Source organism: Microlunatus speluncae, from assembly GCF_009299835.1.
GTDB classification, from domain to species: Bacteria; Actinomycetota; Actinomycetes; order Propionibacteriales; family Propionibacteriaceae; genus Microlunatus; species Microlunatus speluncae.
On sequence record NZ_VKCZ01000019.1, the window covers coordinates 95,420 to 110,229 of the forward strand.

The 14,810-nt window shown below is 67.9% G+C and carries 17 protein-coding genes and 1 tRNA gene; 12 read left to right on the forward strand and 6 right to left on the reverse strand.

Annotated elements, in window-relative coordinates:
- Positions 1 to 8: 8 nt before the first annotated feature.
- A complete protein-coding gene (locus tag FNH24_RS22770; protein WP_152364538.1) occupies positions 9 to 548 on the forward strand; it encodes a hypothetical protein in 540 nt (179 codons plus the stop codon).
- A 94-nt stretch (positions 549 to 642) separates the two neighbouring features.
- Entirely contained in the window at positions 643 to 1,671 is a 1,029-nt protein-coding gene (locus FNH24_RS22775) for a matrixin family metalloprotease (protein ID WP_152364539.1), read from the forward strand.
- A gap of 1,018 nt (positions 1,672 to 2,689) precedes the next feature.
- Here the strand turns inward: FNH24_RS22775 and FNH24_RS22780 are convergent.
- The gene (locus FNH24_RS22780) at positions 2,690 to 2,944 is read right to left on the reverse strand and encodes a hypothetical protein (protein WP_152364540.1); all 255 of its coding nucleotides are present in this window, start codon (positions 2,942 to 2,944) and stop codon (positions 2,690 to 2,692) included.
- Positions 2,945 to 3,386: 442 nt separating this feature from the next.
- Between FNH24_RS22780 and FNH24_RS22785 the strand changes: the two genes are divergently transcribed.
- A complete protein-coding gene (locus FNH24_RS22785; protein WP_161606269.1) occupies positions 3,387 to 3,740 on the forward strand; it encodes a hypothetical protein in 354 nt (117 codons plus the stop codon).
- A 5-nt stretch (positions 3,741 to 3,745) separates the two neighbouring features.
- Here the strand turns inward: FNH24_RS22785 and FNH24_RS22790 are convergent, their stop codons facing one another.
- Genes FNH24_RS22790 through FNH24_RS22800 form a run of 3 tightly spaced genes read right to left on the reverse strand, consistent with a single transcriptional unit; the run spans position 3,746 to position 4,993 of the window.
- Positions 3,746 to 4,147: a DoxX family protein gene (locus FNH24_RS22790; protein WP_152364542.1), complete on the reverse strand. Its 402-nt coding sequence runs from the start codon at positions 4,145 to 4,147 to the stop codon at positions 3,746 to 3,748.
- A 23-nt stretch (positions 4,148 to 4,170) separates the two neighbouring features.
- Complete coding sequence (locus tag FNH24_RS22795) at positions 4,171 to 4,671, reverse strand: SRPBCC family protein (RefSeq protein WP_152364543.1); 501 nt, start codon at positions 4,669 to 4,671, stop codon at positions 4,171 to 4,173.
- Positions 4,664 to 4,993 carry an ArsR/SmtB family transcription factor gene (locus FNH24_RS22800; RefSeq protein ID WP_152364544.1) on the reverse strand — a complete coding sequence of 110 codons (330 nt, stop codon included), beginning with the start codon at positions 4,991 to 4,993 and terminating at the stop codon, positions 4,664 to 4,666. Before FNH24_RS22800 ends, FNH24_RS22795 begins: the two co-directional genes overlap by 8 nt.
- A gap of 476 nt (positions 4,994 to 5,469) precedes the next feature.
- Here FNH24_RS22800 and FNH24_RS22805 point away from each other — a divergent pair, with 476 nt between their 5' ends.
- The 3 genes from FNH24_RS22805 (at position 5,470) to FNH24_RS22815 (ending at position 7,551) form a co-directional block, all read left to right on the forward strand.
- The gene (locus FNH24_RS22805) at positions 5,470 to 6,015 is read left to right on the forward strand and encodes a GNAT family N-acetyltransferase (RefSeq protein ID WP_152364545.1); all 546 of its coding nucleotides are present in this window, start codon (positions 5,470 to 5,472) and stop codon (positions 6,013 to 6,015) included.
- Positions 6,016 to 6,019: 4 nt separating this feature from the next.
- Positions 6,020 to 6,595, forward strand: coding sequence for a GNAT family N-acetyltransferase (locus FNH24_RS22810; RefSeq protein WP_152364546.1), 576 nt, complete (start codon positions 6,020 to 6,022; stop codon positions 6,593 to 6,595).
- 164 nt (positions 6,596 to 6,759) lie between these two features.
- Positions 6,760 to 7,551 (forward strand): nucleotidyltransferase domain-containing protein, encoded by a 792-nt coding sequence (locus tag FNH24_RS22815; RefSeq protein WP_152364547.1) that lies wholly within the window; start codon positions 6,760 to 6,762, stop codon positions 7,549 to 7,551.
- On the opposite strand, the gene FNH24_RS22820 is transcribed toward FNH24_RS22815, so the two are convergent.
- Positions 7,525 to 7,598 (reverse strand) — tRNA-Val (locus FNH24_RS22820). The genes FNH24_RS22815 and FNH24_RS22820 overlap by 27 nt on opposite strands.
- A 107-nt stretch (positions 7,599 to 7,705) precedes the next feature.
- Between FNH24_RS22820 and FNH24_RS22825 the strand changes: the two genes are divergently transcribed.
- The 5 genes from FNH24_RS22825 to FNH24_RS22845 all read left to right on the forward strand — a co-directional run bounded on the left by FNH24_RS22825 (position 7,706) and on the right by FNH24_RS22845 (position 11,678).
- Positions 7,706 to 8,065, forward strand: a complete 360-nt coding sequence (locus tag FNH24_RS22825) for an ArsR/SmtB family transcription factor (RefSeq protein ID WP_152364548.1) — start codon at positions 7,706 to 7,708, stop codon at positions 8,063 to 8,065.
- The gene (locus FNH24_RS22830; RefSeq protein ID WP_152364549.1) at positions 8,062 to 8,547 is read left to right on the forward strand and encodes an SRPBCC family protein; all 486 of its coding nucleotides are present in this window, start codon (positions 8,062 to 8,064) and stop codon (positions 8,545 to 8,547) included. The genes FNH24_RS22825 and FNH24_RS22830 overlap by 4 nt, the downstream gene beginning before the upstream one ends.
- Complete coding sequence (locus tag FNH24_RS22835) at positions 8,544 to 9,110, forward strand: TIGR03086 family metal-binding protein (protein WP_152364550.1); 567 nt, start codon at positions 8,544 to 8,546, stop codon at positions 9,108 to 9,110. Before FNH24_RS22830 ends, FNH24_RS22835 begins: the two co-directional genes overlap by 4 nt.
- Positions 9,111 to 9,114: 4 nt before the next feature.
- Positions 9,115 to 10,119 (forward strand): SAM-dependent methyltransferase, encoded by a 1,005-nt coding sequence (locus tag FNH24_RS22840; protein WP_152364551.1) that lies wholly within the window; start codon positions 9,115 to 9,117, stop codon positions 10,117 to 10,119.
- A 170-nt stretch (positions 10,120 to 10,289) separates the two neighbouring features.
- Positions 10,290 to 11,678, forward strand: a complete 1,389-nt coding sequence (locus tag FNH24_RS22845; protein ID WP_152364552.1) for an MFS transporter — start codon at positions 10,290 to 10,292, stop codon at positions 11,676 to 11,678.
- Positions 11,679 to 11,968: 290 nt separating this feature from the next.
- On the opposite strand, the gene FNH24_RS22850 is transcribed toward FNH24_RS22845, so the two are convergent.
- Positions 11,969 to 13,219, reverse strand: coding sequence for an aspartate aminotransferase family protein (locus FNH24_RS22850; RefSeq protein ID WP_152364553.1), 1,251 nt, complete (start codon positions 13,217 to 13,219; stop codon positions 11,969 to 11,971).
- Positions 13,220 to 13,322: 103 nt separating this feature from the next.
- On the opposite strand from FNH24_RS22850, the gene FNH24_RS22855 reads away from it, so the two are divergent.
- Positions 13,323 to 14,807 (forward strand): NAD-dependent succinate-semialdehyde dehydrogenase, encoded by a 1,485-nt coding sequence (locus tag FNH24_RS22855; protein ID WP_152364554.1) that lies wholly within the window; start codon positions 13,323 to 13,325, stop codon positions 14,805 to 14,807.
- Positions 14,808 to 14,810 lie beyond the last annotated feature (3 nt).

Below are 14,810 nucleotides of genomic sequence, written 5' to 3' on the forward strand. Positions count from 1 at the left end.
AGTAGGCAATGGGTGAGCTGATCAGTGCTGGAGGAAGTACCGAACGTCCGACGGGAGCGGAGGTGGCGGGTCCGGTCGGTCGAAGCCTGATCGTCGCTCAATCAGAGCGCGCGGCAGTCGTGATCACTCACATCGAGGCCTACAGCGACGCGCTGACGTTTGATCTCCAGCTTCGAGTAGCCCCTGGCTTCGCCGAGGTGGAATCGATCGCCCATGAGTGCCTATCCCTCGTTCGTCGGGCTGCGGGTCGTTCAGACGGTGAGGCCTTAACTGGGATCAGTTCCGCGCTGGACGGCCTGCAGTTCGACGTCGCTACGGGCGAAACGCCATCCCGGCTGTCCTCGGCCGGCGCCTGGGGCGGCGGTGTGGCCGCTGGGTTCGGTCTCTGGCGCGTGTCCTACGTCCTCAGACCTCGCCCGGAGAGAGTGGAGTTCACTGCTCGGTGGCCGATGCTCGAAGTGCCTGAATCGGCGGCGGTCCTCGACGCAGCCGATCTCCAGGCAGCCGTGGAAATGATCACGACCCTGTTCAGCGATCAAGGTCGATAGCCGGCCGCCCGGCGCGACAACAGATAGTTCATTTTGTTGTCGATCTGGTCGGCGGTCGCCTGGCCGGGTGACTGCGGGGGAAGGCCTTTGACCGATGACACCTGTCTCCAGACAACGCCGACTACTGCCGCTGGTGGCGATCGCCGCAGCCGCCTTGATCACCGGCTTCTTCGCCATCCCGGCTTACGCTGACGACCCGATGAAGCCCGAGCCGTGCCCGACCGAGAACATCGCCGACGACCAACTGGCCGACATCGCCGACTGCGATCCGACCGGGCTGACGATCCGAACCCGCTCCGGAGCCACGATGGGCGTTCCGGAGAAGGGTGTGTCGGTCGTGGCCAGTTGGATCCGCGACGACGGCATCGTCGACCATCCGGTGACGGTCTTCCAGTCGGAGGAGGGTGGAGTCGCGATCAGCGAGGGCAGTTCCGTCTACGCCGGCAGCACCCAGGAAGCACGATCCAGCCTGAACGCTAGACACCAGCGCAACGCCGAGGAGAGCCAGCCCTCGGCGCCGCTGGCGGTCAGCAAGTGCAGCTCGGCCGCACCGTACGTCCGCTTTTCCAAGTGGGGCAACGGCGGTGAGTACAAGTGGTACTACAACTCCGCCGGACAGCCAGACACCTTCGCCCGGACCCGGATCAGCTCCGCCGGCGCCACCATCGCCGGCGGCCTGAGCAGCACGTGCGGAAACCTCTCCAACGGCTCCACCACGCCCTACGGCGGAACAACAACCGGAGCCATCAACGTCAACTCGAACGGCTGTCCCGACAATTACAGCGGCTTCAACGCTCAAGGCTGGGGGGCCCTCACCGGACCCCAAGAAAAGTGGCTCGCGCTCAACTGCACCTGGTACACCGTGTACATACGCCACTCCGACACCAAGTTCGACCTCACCGGACGCTCCTGGTGGACCGGCGCTACGACGTCGGGATGCAGCGGCAAATGGGACCTCCAAGGTGTCGCGACCCACGAGTTCGGACACGCCCTCGGCCTCGACCACGTCCACGAATCGGAGCCCCAGGTCATGAACCCTGGCCTGGCCGGAACCTGCAACTGGTCCTGGCGCCAACTCGGGCGGGGCGACCAGAACGGCCTCCGGGCCCAGTACGGCTCATAGGATTGACACCATGCGAACAGCAACCAAAGCCGCCATCGGCGTCGCCATCGCTGTCGCGGTCGTCATCGGGGTCGTGGTCCTCGTCCGCGCGCTCATTCCCCCGATGATGGTCCGAACCTGCGCGGATACAGGCGAGGCGGATACCAGCTTCTGTACTAGCAGGCCGGTCGGTCCGTAGCAAGAGTGTGGGCAGCCGCAACGCCTCAGCACGCCCGGACACCGCTGTTCGCCGCTCGGCGACCCTGGACCACCACCACCGTCGCCTAGCTTGACCGTCATGGATCAGACTCGGGGGCCCCGGCGGCCAGCGCCCGGTCGACAGCACTACGCCGGCCGAGTTCGCACGCGTCGTCGACCAGCTGGTGGTGGTCCAGCCGTCGCCCGCGGCCGCCAGCAGGGTCGTGGCGCCGTACATGACGGCGCTGCCGGTGCGGATCTCCGCCGACGTCCTGGCCGCCGCCGATCCAACGGCCGCGCTGGCGGCCCGGTTCCTGCTTCGCGTCTCCCGCAACACCCGCCCCGTTTAGGCCGCGGCCCTGGCCGAGGGGTTCAACTTCGCCCGCCAGCTCGACGTCGAACCCCTGCAGGCCAAGATCGACCACGCCGACGTCTACGCCCTGTACCTGCGCGAACACCCGTATCGGGGCGGCCGGCCGTTGAAGTCGGCCACCGTGCCAGCGCAAGCTGCCGACCCGCTCCAGCTTCTACCGCTACGCCGTCGAGACCCGGGTTCTGTCCGAATCGCCGTTCCTCGGCGTCACCCGGCCCAAGCTGCCGGCCGAGTCGACCACGGGTCGGGCTCGGCCCGGTCGAGATGTCCTCGCCGGCCCAGAAGCCGACCAAGATCACGAGTGAACTGCGAGCCGGTGTTCGCCGGGGGGCGGGTTGTTGCCGGAGGGCACGAACCCTGAGCGTCTTCGACAACCGCCTGAGACAGCAAGAGGCCCGCCGCATCAGCATCGGGCCTCTTTCCTGGGCGTCTCCCGAACGTAGCCGTTTTGCGCCAATGGTGGATCACTTACGCCGGCACGGTCCCGCGTTTCCAGCGGATAGCGGTGTGAACTGCCGTTGCCACGACAGCCAGAACCATGAAGACGACGTGCATTTCGTTCGTTCCCGGCGGGTCGGCCCAAGGTCCGTAATAAAACCGAATGCTCATAATGAGCATGGTTGCGCCAAATGCGACGAGCAGAAGCACGCCGAGTTCAAGGACGAAAGTCAGCGCACACCAAACGATCAACTGCCAACGTCCATCGGGTCGAATCATGGGCATGTCATCCCTACCCTCCAAGTGCCGCCAAACAGCCCACTGAGTTTGATCCATTGAGGACCGGACAAAAGATTTAGTAAATCGCCGCGCATGGGGATAGGTGCTAGTGCAGCGACGGCCATCAACGCGACAACTAACTTTCTCCCGACATAAGCTCATCCCCGGTTGAGTTCCTGTGGAGTGACATAAATCACTCCCAGATGGCGACACGCTAACACGACAACGCGGCGAAATTTGGCTACTTCAGAATCTTCGCAGCAGCGAACCGGAGGGCAACTGAGCACGATGACACTGGGACTCATCGGCCGCGCCGCACCGCCCCCGCGCTCTGCTCGTGCACTGTTACGCCTAGGTGCGCGACGAATACGAACGGGTTTACGGCGAGCTCTGAGTTCGTCGCCGCGGTACCGTGAGCCCTTCGCCCCGTGACGATGTGGAGGTGCCGGTGAAGCGGAAGGATCGCAAGCGGCTCGAGGCCTTCGTCCGAGACCGTACCGACGAACTGTCCGATCCGCGGGTCGCGGCGTCCCACCAGGCGTTGTTGACGCTGACCGAGTTGCTACGCAAAGAGGCGGCCCGGGAGGCCACCTGGGACTGGATCGAGGCCGCGGCGCTGGGCGGCTTCGACGGTGGCGGGGGAGAGCGTTGGGCGGACGACCTGATCGGCGAGAACGTCTTCGGCGACGATCCGGAATCCCAGGCGACCACGGTGATCACCGCGATCCACCAGGCGCTGGCGCTGGCGCATGCTGATCATCCCGACTACGACTCCGGCTGGAGTCCGCGCCGCCGCGACTGACCCGTTCAGGTCCGGGTCGGGCGCCCGGCCCGGATCGCCTCGGTGATCAACGGGAGCTGCCAGAACAGTTGGACGACGCCGATCGCCTTGACCCACCGCGGTTTCGATTCGTCACGCAACAGGTCGGCGGTCAGTTGCAGCTTGGCCGGCATCACCGCCACGAAGAACGCGGCGGCGAGGGCGGCCGCGGGGCGCCGGGCCCGGGTCGTGGTCAGGCCCGCGCCGATTACCAGCGCGGCGGAGCCGGACAGGTAGGTGTAGGTCCGGGCCCGGCCCGGCAGCGCCGGCGGGATGATCGCGTCGAACCGGCGCGGGACGAGGAAATGCGCGCAGCCGGCGCCGAGCATGATCACGGCGAGCCGTCGGGCGGCCGATCGTTGCGGCCCGTCGGGCCGTGGGCCGGTCATTGGTGTCTCCGGTTCAGTGTTGATCATGGAACGGCCTGGTAGCGGGGTGCCAGCTCGTCGTAGCGCTGGATCCAGTTCGGGACCGGTCGCTCGGCCAGTTGGGCGGCGAGCCGATCGAGGTAGGCGTGAGTGCCGGGCAGGAAGCCGCGGGCGTTGTCGAGGCCGAGGCCGCGATGGGTGAAGCGCAGCAGGGTGCCGTCGCCGTCCCGGGACAACGCGTATCGGACCACGCCGGGCTCGATCGGTGCCTGCCGCCACTCGTGCTCCAGCACGTGCGGCGGATCCCAGACCAGGATCCGGCCGGTCATCCGCTTGTCCGCCACCGGGGCCGCCGGGCCGGTCGGCACCAACTCGATCAGGCCGCCGACCCGGCCGTCGATGCTGGTCGGGCCGAACCACTGCCGCCGCTGGGCCGGATCGGTCAGGGCTGACCACACCTCCTCGATCGGGTACGGCAGCCGGCGGACGAAGCTGATCACGGTCTGGTCCTGATCATGACCGAGTCGCCCGTCCTGATCACTCATCGGGATGCGTCGTCGGGTCGTGGCGGCTGGCCAGGTGGAGTTCAAGATCAACCAGATGGCCGGCCCAGAACCGGCGATAGCGCTCGATCCACTGATCGATCTCGGCCAGCCCGGCACCCCGCAACGCGTAGATCCGCCGCTGCCCGTCCGGCCGCACCTCGACCAGCCCGGCCTCACGCAGGATCCGAAGATGCCGCGACACGGCCGGCTGACTCAACCGCGGCAACGTCGCCACCAGCCCCCCCGCCGGCTGCTCACCCTCCGCCAGCAACTCCAGCAGCGTCCGCCGATTCGGCTCCGCCACCGCCTCGAACACGTCCACACCAGAAATATAACAGAGTCCCTATATACGCCAACTGAGATATGTCGCCGGGAGAAGTCAGTGGTGGGGTGTTCCAGCACCGACGCCATCGGCGAGTCGCCCGGTGCCGGGGTGGTTGTGGGCGAACCCGATCTGGCGGCGTGCAACGGTGGTCAGTGGAGGAGTGTCGTGATTTCACTGCGTGCGAGGTGGTTAAGCGTTTAAAGTCGAGCTACCCGTCCGCACGCAGTGAAATAACGACACCGGATCAACCCACAGCGATCAGCGAGTCGGCCGACCCGCGCAAGCGGACACCGGCCCGGCCCCTTTCTGCCGAAAGCTGTCCACCGCCCAGGCCGGTGGCGCGGGACTCGGGCTGATCCCCGGAAGGTCGCGACAGGTCGAGTGGTCCGACCGTCGAGCACGCATCGGTGCCCAACGACCCGGGAAATCAGCAGCACGCAGTCGGCGTCCCTGTCGCCGCGTAGGGTGCTGTCGTGGCTGACGACGAGGTGACGCTTCGCCCGATCGAGGAGACCGACCTCTCCTTCCTGCAACAGATGATCAGCGATCCGGAGAACGCCGGATCCTTTATGTGGCAGGGTTTCCGGGATCCGCGTGAGTGGCGGTCGCGGTGGCAGGCCGGCGGTCTGATCGGCGACTCCGGCGGGGTCGTCCTTGTCACGGCGGGCGGAGAGCAGGCGGGCTGCATTTCTTGGGATCGGCACCACTGGTTCGGCCGGGACTGCTGGAGCCTCGGCATCGAGCTCGCCCGGGCGAGGCGCGGCCGGGGCATCGGGACCCGGGCCCACCGGCTCCTCGTCGACTACCTGTTCGCCCAGACGCTGGTGCACCGGATCGAGGCCTACACCGAGACCGACAACATCGCCGAACGGCGAGCGCTGGAGAAGTCCGGCTTCACGCTCGAGGGGACGTTGCGCGACGCCGGCTTCCGCGACGGACAGTGGCGCGATGGCGTGCTGTATTCCCGCTGCCGCCGATCCGATTCACCGGACGAGCCGCCGACCGCGCCATTAGCGTGACGACATGACGATCGAGGTGCGACCGGCGACCCGCTTCGCCGACGTTGCGACGATGCTGGGCCCGAAGAAGAGTCCGGACTCGAGCGTGTGCTGGTGTCTGAGCCATCGGGTCGATGCCAAGACGAACCGATCGCTGGCCGGACGCGAGCGGGCCGACTATGTCCGCAAGCTCTGCCGCCACACGGTGCCGCCCGGCGTGCTCGCCTACGACGGCGACGACGTGGCCGGCTGGGCCGGCATCGCGCCGCGGGCCGAGCTTCCGGTCGCCCGCTCGACCAAGATCAAAGCCGTCGACGACCTGCCGGTCTGGTCGATCTTCTGCGTCCGCGTCCGCTCCGGCTTTCGCGGCCGCGGGATCGCCCACGAGCTCGTGGCCGGCGCGGTCGATCTGGCTCGCAGCCAGGGTGCGCCCGCCGTCGAGGCGATCCCGGTCGACAACCGCGGCCAGAAGGTCGACCTCACCATGGCCTTCGTCGGCACCCGCTCCCTCTTCGAGCAGGCCGGCTTCACCAAGGTGGCCGACACCGAATCCGTCACCGACGGCTTCCCTCGCGTCGTCATGCGACTCCCGCTCGAGTGACTTCCTGCGGGATCAACAAGGAGACTGAGCACGAGATCGTCAGATTTCTGTCGGGCGATGTTCCCGCAGCCTGGAAGAAACTTCTCGCGCAAGATTGGCCACACGCACCGCGGTGAGTGGAAAATACGTCGCCCAACCCTGCGTCCCGCTGGGACCATGGCCGGGTGTTCCACGAATCGGCGGCCGATCAGGAGTTCCGGGACCTGCTGGCGCGGGTCTCCGACGACGATCGCGTCGCCGGTGTGGTGCTCACCGGCTCCCGGGCGCGCGAGGGAGCGGCGACGGAGCGTTCCGACTACGACGTGTACCTCGTGACGTACGGCGACCCGGCCGCGCTGCCGGACGGAGAGCGGCGCCGGGGCAGCAAACTCGACGTCGTGCCGATGTCCCTCGCGGACTTCCGTACCCACGCGACGCCTGGAACGGCGGCCGAGTGGAACCGCTACGCCTTCGCTCACGCCCGTGTCCTCCGGGACACGGGTGACGGCGAGATCGCCCGATTGGTCGCAGCCAAAGGAACCCTGGCCCCGGACGAGGCACGGCAGCGGGCTGCCGGCTGGCTGGACGCCTTCTGCAACTCCCTCTACCGCTGGCTGAAGAACGACCGCGACGGCCGCCGCGCCGAAGCCCGGCTGGACGCCGCGGAGTCGCTGCCCTGGCTGCTCGGCTTCCTCTTCGCGGTGCACGCCCGGGTCCGCCCGTACAACAAGTGGCTGCTGCAAGACCTGGCGGAGCATCCACTCGGGCCGCCCGAGCTCGCAGCCGAGCGGTTCGGGCCGCTGCTGGAAGAGGTCCTGGACACCGGCGCCGCGACGGCCGGCCACCGGCTCTTCGCGATCATCGAGCCGCTCGCGCGATCGGCCGGGCACGGCGAGATTCTCGACGAGTGGGGCGACGACGTGGCGCTGATGCGCGGAGCTGAAGATCGGTGGGCGCAAAGGGACTCGAACCCCTGACCCCCTGCTTGTAAGGCAGGTGCTCTAACCAACTGAGCTATGCGCCCGCAACTGGCCTGCGGTCCGACAACCCTAACGGCGGCCGGGGCAGCCGCCAAAGTCGATTGTGTGCTCACCTCCTTGACACATGTCGATATGGGCATATGATCTTGGTATGCCCAGGGCAGCGACCACCTCCGACGTGTTCAACGCGGTGGCGGAGCCGTGTCGGCGGGAGATCCTCGGGGCGCTGGCGGTGGAGGAGTGTTCGGTCGGAGATCTGGTCGGCTCGTTGCAGCTGTCGCAGCCGGTGGTTTCCAAGCACCTGGCGGTGTTGCGGGCGGTGCGACTGGTGGACGTACGCAATGACGGCCGGCGCCGGGTCTATCGGCTGGTGCCGACGGCGCTGTTGCCGATGGAGGAGTGGCTGGCGGGGTTTCGGCATCTGTGGTCGGCGCGGCTGGATCGGTTCGACGACGTCCTGGCCGAGTTGCGTGATGATCATGACCGGCGGACGGCGGAGTCCGACCGATGATCAACAGCACCAGTGTGACGCTGCCGAGCGACACCGAGATCGTGATCACCCGGATGTTCGACGCACCACGTGAGCTGGTGTTCACGGTCTGGACCACGCCGGAGTACGTACGCCGCTGGTGGACCTCGACCGACGCGCCGCTGATTGTCTGCGAGATCGATCTTCGAGTCGGCGGCCGGTGGCGCTACGTCTCCCGTGACGCGGCGGGCACCGAGCTCGGCTGGTTCGGCATCTATCGGCAGATCGAGGCGCCGCGTCGGCTGGTCACCACCGAGGGATTCGAAGGCAACCCGGGCGTCGAGGCGATCACCGACCTGGCCCTCATCGAACGGGACGGCCGGACCACGATGACGGTCACCGTCCGGCACGCCAGTCGTGAGCATCGCGACAATCACGTCAGCTCCGGCATGGAGGCCGGCCTGAACCGGTCCCTCCGCCGAATCGATGGCATTCTTGACCAACTCATGAAGGAGCACCGATGAATTCACCCGACGTCACGCCGGCCGAGCGCTATCGCCAGGTCGCCGCGGCCTTCACCGATCGGGTCCAGGGCGTCCCGGACGGCGGCTGGTCCCGGCCGGCTCCGCCCGACGGCTGGGCCGCGCGGGACGTGGTCAACCATCTGACCGAGTGGTTTCCCGCGTTCCTCAACGCCGGCACCGGGATCACGCTGCCGCAGGGTCCACCGGTCAGCGACGACCCGCTGGCCAACTGGACCACGGTGAGTGACGCGGTGCAGGGTCTGCTCGACGACCCGGGGACGGCCGACCGCGTCCTTGATCATCCGGTGGCCGGCCGGCATCAGCTTGATCAGGCCATCCACAATTTCTTCACGGCCGACGTGTTCATGCACACCTGGGATCTGGCCCGCGCCACCGGTCAGGATGAGACCCTCGACGCCGACTATGCCGCGGAACTGCTGGCCGGCATGGAATCCCTGGACGAGGTGCTCCGGTCCAGCGGCCAGTACGGGCCGAAGGTCGAGGTGCCCGAGGATGCGGACGTGCAGACGAAACTGATCGCGTTCATCGGCCGGCAGCCCTGACCGGGTGACTGTCGAGATCTTGTTCTCCGCCGCTGATCGGTACTACCGGTTTGCGGTGCAGGAGTTGAAACGATCATTCCCGGTGGTTGATCATGTCGCCGTCGGTGAGGACGCCGGCCTGATCCGGCTGGACGGCGCCGGCCTGGCCGAGGTGGCGGACGCGGCACGAACCGGCGGGCTCCGGTTCGTCCGCCACCTGGCCGAGGTTGCGGAGCACCGGGCGGCCGGCGACGCGGCCGATCCCGAGATGATCATCGAGCTGGCCGAATCGGCCGCCGGTGCGACCGAGCCGATCGCCGTCCAGGTCTGGGCCAGCGGTCGCAGCCGGCATCGTCCGGAGGCGGTACGAGCGATGATCGCCGACCGCCTCACCGCGGCCGGACGGACCGTGCAGCGGGCCGGTTGCGCGACGGTGCTCGCGGTCTGCCTCGGCGAACGGCGGGTGGTGATCGGCCGCACCCGCGTCGCCGACGCGCTGTCGGACTGGCCCGGCGGGCGGATGCGGCTGGCCGAGTCGCCGCAGCAGATCTCGCGGGCCGAGCACAAGCTGGAGGAGCTGTTTTCCCTGCTGCCGTTGACGATCACCGGTGACGCGCTCGACCTCGGCGCCAGCCCGGGCGGCTGGACCAGGATCCTGCTCGAGCGGGGAGCCCGACGAGTGCATGGCGTCGACCCGGGGGAGCCGGCACCGTCGCTGGCCAGGCGGCCGGAGCTGAGCTGGCACCGGACGACCGCGGGGGAGTTCCTGCGTCGCAGCAAACGGACGTTCCAGGTGATCGTGAACGACATGCGGATGGACCCGCTGCTTTCGGTGCAGACCATGATCACGGCCGCTCCGTTGCAACGCCATGGTGACTTGATCATTATCACACTGAAGATCACGACCAACCGGCCGGTTGAGTTGATCGACCGCGCCCTGGATGATCTCGGCGAGCGATACAAGATCATCTTCGCTCGCCAGTTGCATCACAACCGAAACGAAGTTACGGTCGTCGGCCGACGGCGGTAACGTCGCCGTCGCAGATCGTCACGGGGCTTTTACAGCTCGAAAGCTGGCCCTGAGGCTCATTTCTTGAGTATCGTACGAAGGAGATTGTCAACAATCCTACGGCCGCTGGCGCCCGGAGGCGCCGACGACCATGGCTCGGCGCCGCCCGGGCCGGGACGGAGGAGAGTTCGATGACCGATGCAACAGCCGCAGAATCCAAGCCACCACAGGAGGTGGATGCGAAGACGCTCCGCCGAGCGGTGGGGGCGTCGGCCATCGGCAACGCGACAGAGTGGTTCGACTACGGTCTGTACGCCTACGGCACCGCCTACATCACGGCCAATCTGATCCCGGGTGAGAACGTACTCATCACCCTGGGCATCTTCGCCGTGTCGTTCCTGATCCGGCCGCTGGGCGGTCTGGTCTGGGGGCCGCTGGGCGACAGGCTCGGTCGCAAGCAGGTCCTGGCGATCACCATCCTGATGATGTCCGGGGCCACGCTGTGCCTCGGCCTGCTGCCGACCTTCGAGACGATCGGCTACGCGGCACCGTTGCTGCTGATCCTGCTCCGGTTGATCCAGGGCTTCTCCACCGGCGGCGAGTACGGCGGCGCCGCGACGTTCATGGCCGAGTACGCGCCGGACAAGCGGCGTGGCTTCTTCGGCAGCTTCCTCGAGTTCGGCACCCTCGGCGGCTTCTCGCTGGGCGCCCTGTTGATGTTGCTGGCCCAGTTGGTCCTTGGCCAGGAGGCCATGATGGCCTGGGGCTGGCGGATTCCGTTCCTGGTCGCGGCGCCACTGGGACTGATCGGGCTCTATCTGCGGAGTCGGATGGAGGACACCCCGGTCTTCCAGGAACTGGAGGAGACCGGTCAGAAGGAAACCGAGACGAGGACCCAGTTCCGGGACATGTTCCTCGGCTACTGGCGGCCGATCCTGCAGCTGTTCGGGCTGGTGATCGCGCTGAACGTGGTCAACTACACCTTGATCGCCTACACCCCGACCTACTTGCAGGAGTCGATCGGTCTCGACGAGAACGGTGCGCTGATCGTTCCGATCATCGGCCAGTTGGCGATGATGATCTTCCTGCCCTTCGCGGGTGCGCTGTCCGACCGCGTCGGTCGCAAGCCGATGTGGTGGGCCTCGCTGATCGGCCTGTTCGTGATGGCCACGCCGATGTACATGTTGATGGGCACCAACGCGGTCGGAGCGGTGATCGGCTTTGCCGTCATCGGCCTGCTGTACGTGCCGCAGTTGGCCACCATCTCCGCGACCTTCCCGGCCATGTTTCCGACCCACATCCGGTTCGCGGCGTTGGCGATCGCCTACAACGTGGCGACCTCGCTCTTCGGCGGCACGGCTCCGGCGATCAACGAGGCTCTCATCGGCGCGACCGGAAACAGCCTGTTCCCGGCGTTCTACATGATGGCCGCCTGTGCCGTCGGCGCCGTGGCCTTGATCTCCGTGATCGAGACGAAGGGAGCATCGCTGCGCGGCCGCGGCGTGCCCGGCGTGATCTCCCGGCCGGCGGGCCGCCGACCCGGACCGCGTGGGCCGGTGCCGGAGCCGGACGCGAGCTGATCCGTTGTTCTGGGAGCCCGTCGAAGCTTGTTCGTTCCCTGAGCCTGTCGAAGGGCAAGCCAGCTGGGTGCCCTTCGGTTTTCGGCCTGACGGCCGGAAAGAGCGCGCCAAGGACGGGCGCGGCGAAATCCTGCCGTCCGGGTCCACTCGGCGGGTGCCCGGGTCCCGCGACCCGAATCCAGACAGGGCTTGCCCTTCGACAGGCTCAGGGAACGAACACTCCAGCTGGACTGTGCCCGTCCGACACCGCCCGATCCAAGATCATCGGTGGATCCAGGGAACGAACGTGATCACAGCACGGCGTTCACCGCGTCGGCCCAGATCCCGGCGGCCTCGTCCACCTCGGCCGGGGAGACGACCAGGGCGGGGATGAAGCGGACGACCTGGCCGTAGGCGCCGCAGGTCAGCAGCAGGAGTCCGCGGCGCGAGGCTTCCTGCTGCGCCGCTGCGGCGGTCGCACCGTCGGGGTTGCCGGCGGCGTCGCGGAACTCGTTTCCGATCATCAGGCCCAGGCCGCGGACGTCGGTGATCTGATCATGGTCGGCCGCGACTGCGGTCAGGGCGTCCTTGAGTTGCCGCCCCCGTTCGGCCGAGTTCTGCACCAGGCCCTCGTCCTCGATCACCTGCAGGGTGGCGCAGGCGGCGGCGCAGGCGACGGCGTTGCCGCCGTAGGTGCCGCCCTGCGATCCGGGCCAGGCCCTCTCCATCAGCGCGGCCGGCGCCGCCATCGCGGACAGCGGGAAGCCGGAGGCGAGGCCCTTGGCCGTGATCAATACGTCCGGCCGGACGCCGAAATGATCACCGCCCCAGAACGTCCCGGTACGGCCGAAGCCGGTCTGGATCTCATCGATCATCAGCAGGCAGCCGTGCCGGTCGGCCCGCTCCCTCAGGCCGGCGAAGAACCGCTCGTTGCCCGGCACATAGCCGCCCTCGCCGAGCACCGGCTCGACCAGGAAGGCCGCGGTGTCGGCCGGCGCGGACACAGTCTGCAGCAGATAGTCGAGCTGCCGCAGCGCGAAGTCGGTGCACTCCTCCTCGGACCAGCCGAAGTGGCCGGGATCCGGAAACGGCGCCAGGTGCACGCCGCCCATCAGCGGGGCGAAGCCGGACCGGAACCGGGTGCCCGAGGTGGTCAGCGACGCCGCGGCCACGGTCCGGCCGTGGAACCCGCCGTGGAAGACGATCACGTTCGGCCGCCCGGTTGCCTGCCGGGCCAGCCGGATCGCCGACTCGATCGCCTCCGAACCCGAGTTGGCGAAGAAGACCCGGTCCAACCCCGATGGCAGCACGGATCCGAGCCGTTCGGTCAGCTCGAGCAACGGCCGATTGCGTACGGTCGTGTACTGCGCGTGGATGATCGTCGCGACCTGACGCTGGGCCGCCTCCACCACCACCGGATGACAGTGGCCGGTGCTGGTGACGCCGATCCCGGCGGTGAAGTCGAGGTAGCGACGATCATCGGCGTCGAAGATCAGGACACCGGAGCCGCGGTCGGCGAGGATCGGGTTCGCCTGGGTCAGGATCGGGGAGAGCTCGGCCATGATCGTCCTCTCGAAGGCTGCGTCGGATAGTAGGATTGTTGACAATAATCGAGGGTAACAAGAGGGCTGTCGGCAGGTCGAGGCCAGCGAGTACCGTGGCCCCATGAGCGCGACGCAGACCCCGCAGTCCACCCGTCCGGCCGTCGTCGACGCGGTGCCGAAACAGCTCTTCGTCGGCGGCGCCTGGGGGCCCGCGGCGGAGGGGCGGACCTTCGAGGTGCTCAACCCGGCGACCGGCGAGGTCCTCGCCGAGGTGGCCGACGCCAGCCCGGCCGACGGCCGGCGGGCGCTGGACGCCGCGGCCGCCGCCCAGCCCGCGATGGCGGCCCTGTCGCCACGGCAGCGGGCCGACATCCTGACCCGGGCGTTCGACCTGCTGCACGAGCGAATCGACGACCTGGCGCTGCTGATGACCTCGGAGATGGGTAAGCCGCTGGCCGAGGCCCGGGGCGAGATCGTCTATGCGGCCGAGTTCTTCCGCCATTTCGCCGGCGAGGCGGTCCGGATCGACGGCGGCTACCAGACCTCACCCGCCGGCGACGCCCGGTTCTTGATCACCAAGCAGCCGGTCGGCGTCACGTTGTTGATCACACCGTGGAATTTCCCGATGGCGATGGGCACCCGCAAGCTCGGCCCGGCGATCGCCGCCGGCTGTGCCAGTGTGATCAAGCCGGCGCCGCAGACCCCGCTGTCGATGCTGGCCTTGATCGACATCCTGCGCGAGGCCGGGATGCCCGACGGCGGCGTCAATCTGATCACCTGCACCGACGCCGCCGCCGTCCTGGAGCCCATGATCAGATCCGGGCTGGCCCGCAAGCTGTCCTTCACCGGCTCGACCAAGGTCGGCCGGATCCTGCTCGAGCAATGCGCCGAGAAGGTGCTGCGGACGTCGATGGAGCTCGGCGGCAACGCGCCGTTCGTGGTCTTCGACGACGCCGACCTGGACGAGGCGGTGGCCGGCGCGATGCAGGCCAAGATGCGCAACATGGGCGAGGCCTGCACCGCCGCGAACCGGATCTACGTCCAGGCCGGGGTGATCGAGGAGTTCGGCCGCCGGCTGGCGGCGAAGATGGCCGAGCTCCGGGTCGGCCCCGGCACCGACGACGGCGTCCAGGTGGGCCCGCTGATCGACCAGGCCGCGCTGACCAAGGTTTCCGAGCTGGTCCGGGATGCCCTCGATCGCGGCGCGTCGGTGCTCACCGGCGGCGAGCCGATCGACGGCCCCGGCTACTTCTTCCGGCCGACCGTGCTGTCCGGGGTGCCGCGGGAGGCCAAGATGAGCTCGGAGGAGATCTTCGGGCCGGTGGCGCCGCTGACCCCGTTCGGCGACGAGGAGGAGGCGGTCGCGCTGGCCAACGACACCGAGTTCGGCCTGGTGTCGTACGTCTTCACCAACGATCTGCGGCGGGCGCTGCGGATGGCGGAGCGGATCGAGTCCGGCATGGTCGGGCTCAACCAAGGCATCGTGTCCAACCCGGCCGCGCCGTTCGGCGGAGTCAAGCAGTCCGGGCTCGGCCGCGAGGGCGGCGCGATCGGCATCGACGAGTTCCTGGAGACCAAATACATCGGCATCGCGATGCCGAGTTGATCA

What these genes read in the sequence shown, in the direction of transcription:
- FNH24_RS22770 (WP_152364538.1), top strand. Translation starts at nt 9, where the DNA reads ATGGGTGAGCTGATCAGTGCTGGAGGAAGTACCGAACGTCCGACGGGA.
- FNH24_RS22775 (WP_152364539.1), top strand. Translation starts at nt 643, where the DNA reads ATGACACCTGTCTCCAGACAACGCCGACTACTGCCGCTGGTGGCGATC.
- FNH24_RS22780 (WP_152364540.1), bottom strand. Translation starts at nt 2,944, where the DNA reads ATGCCCATGATTCGACCCGATGGACGTTGGCAGTTGATCGTTTGGTGT.
- FNH24_RS22790 (WP_152364542.1), bottom strand. Translation starts at nt 4,147, where the DNA reads ATGACCGGCCCACGGCCCGACGGGCCGCAACGATCGGCCGCCCGACGG.
- FNH24_RS22795 (WP_152364543.1), bottom strand. Translation starts at nt 4,671, where the DNA reads ATGAGTGATCAGGACGGGCGACTCGGTCATGATCAGGACCAGACCGTG.
- FNH24_RS22810 (WP_152364546.1), top strand. Translation starts at nt 6,020, where the DNA reads ATGACGATCGAGGTGCGACCGGCGACCCGCTTCGCCGACGTTGCGACG.
- FNH24_RS22825 (WP_152364548.1), top strand. Translation starts at nt 7,706, where the DNA reads ATGCCCAGGGCAGCGACCACCTCCGACGTGTTCAACGCGGTGGCGGAG.
- FNH24_RS22830 (WP_152364549.1), top strand. Translation starts at nt 8,062, where the DNA reads ATGATCAACAGCACCAGTGTGACGCTGCCGAGCGACACCGAGATCGTG.
- FNH24_RS22835 (WP_152364550.1), top strand. Translation starts at nt 8,544, where the DNA reads ATGAATTCACCCGACGTCACGCCGGCCGAGCGCTATCGCCAGGTCGCC.
- FNH24_RS22845 (WP_152364552.1), top strand. Translation starts at nt 10,290, where the DNA reads ATGACCGATGCAACAGCCGCAGAATCCAAGCCACCACAGGAGGTGGAT.
- FNH24_RS22850 (WP_152364553.1), bottom strand. Translation starts at nt 13,219, where the DNA reads ATGGCCGAGCTCTCCCCGATCCTGACCCAGGCGAACCCGATCCTCGCC.
- FNH24_RS22855 (WP_152364554.1), top strand. Translation starts at nt 13,323, where the DNA reads ATGAGCGCGACGCAGACCCCGCAGTCCACCCGTCCGGCCGTCGTCGAC.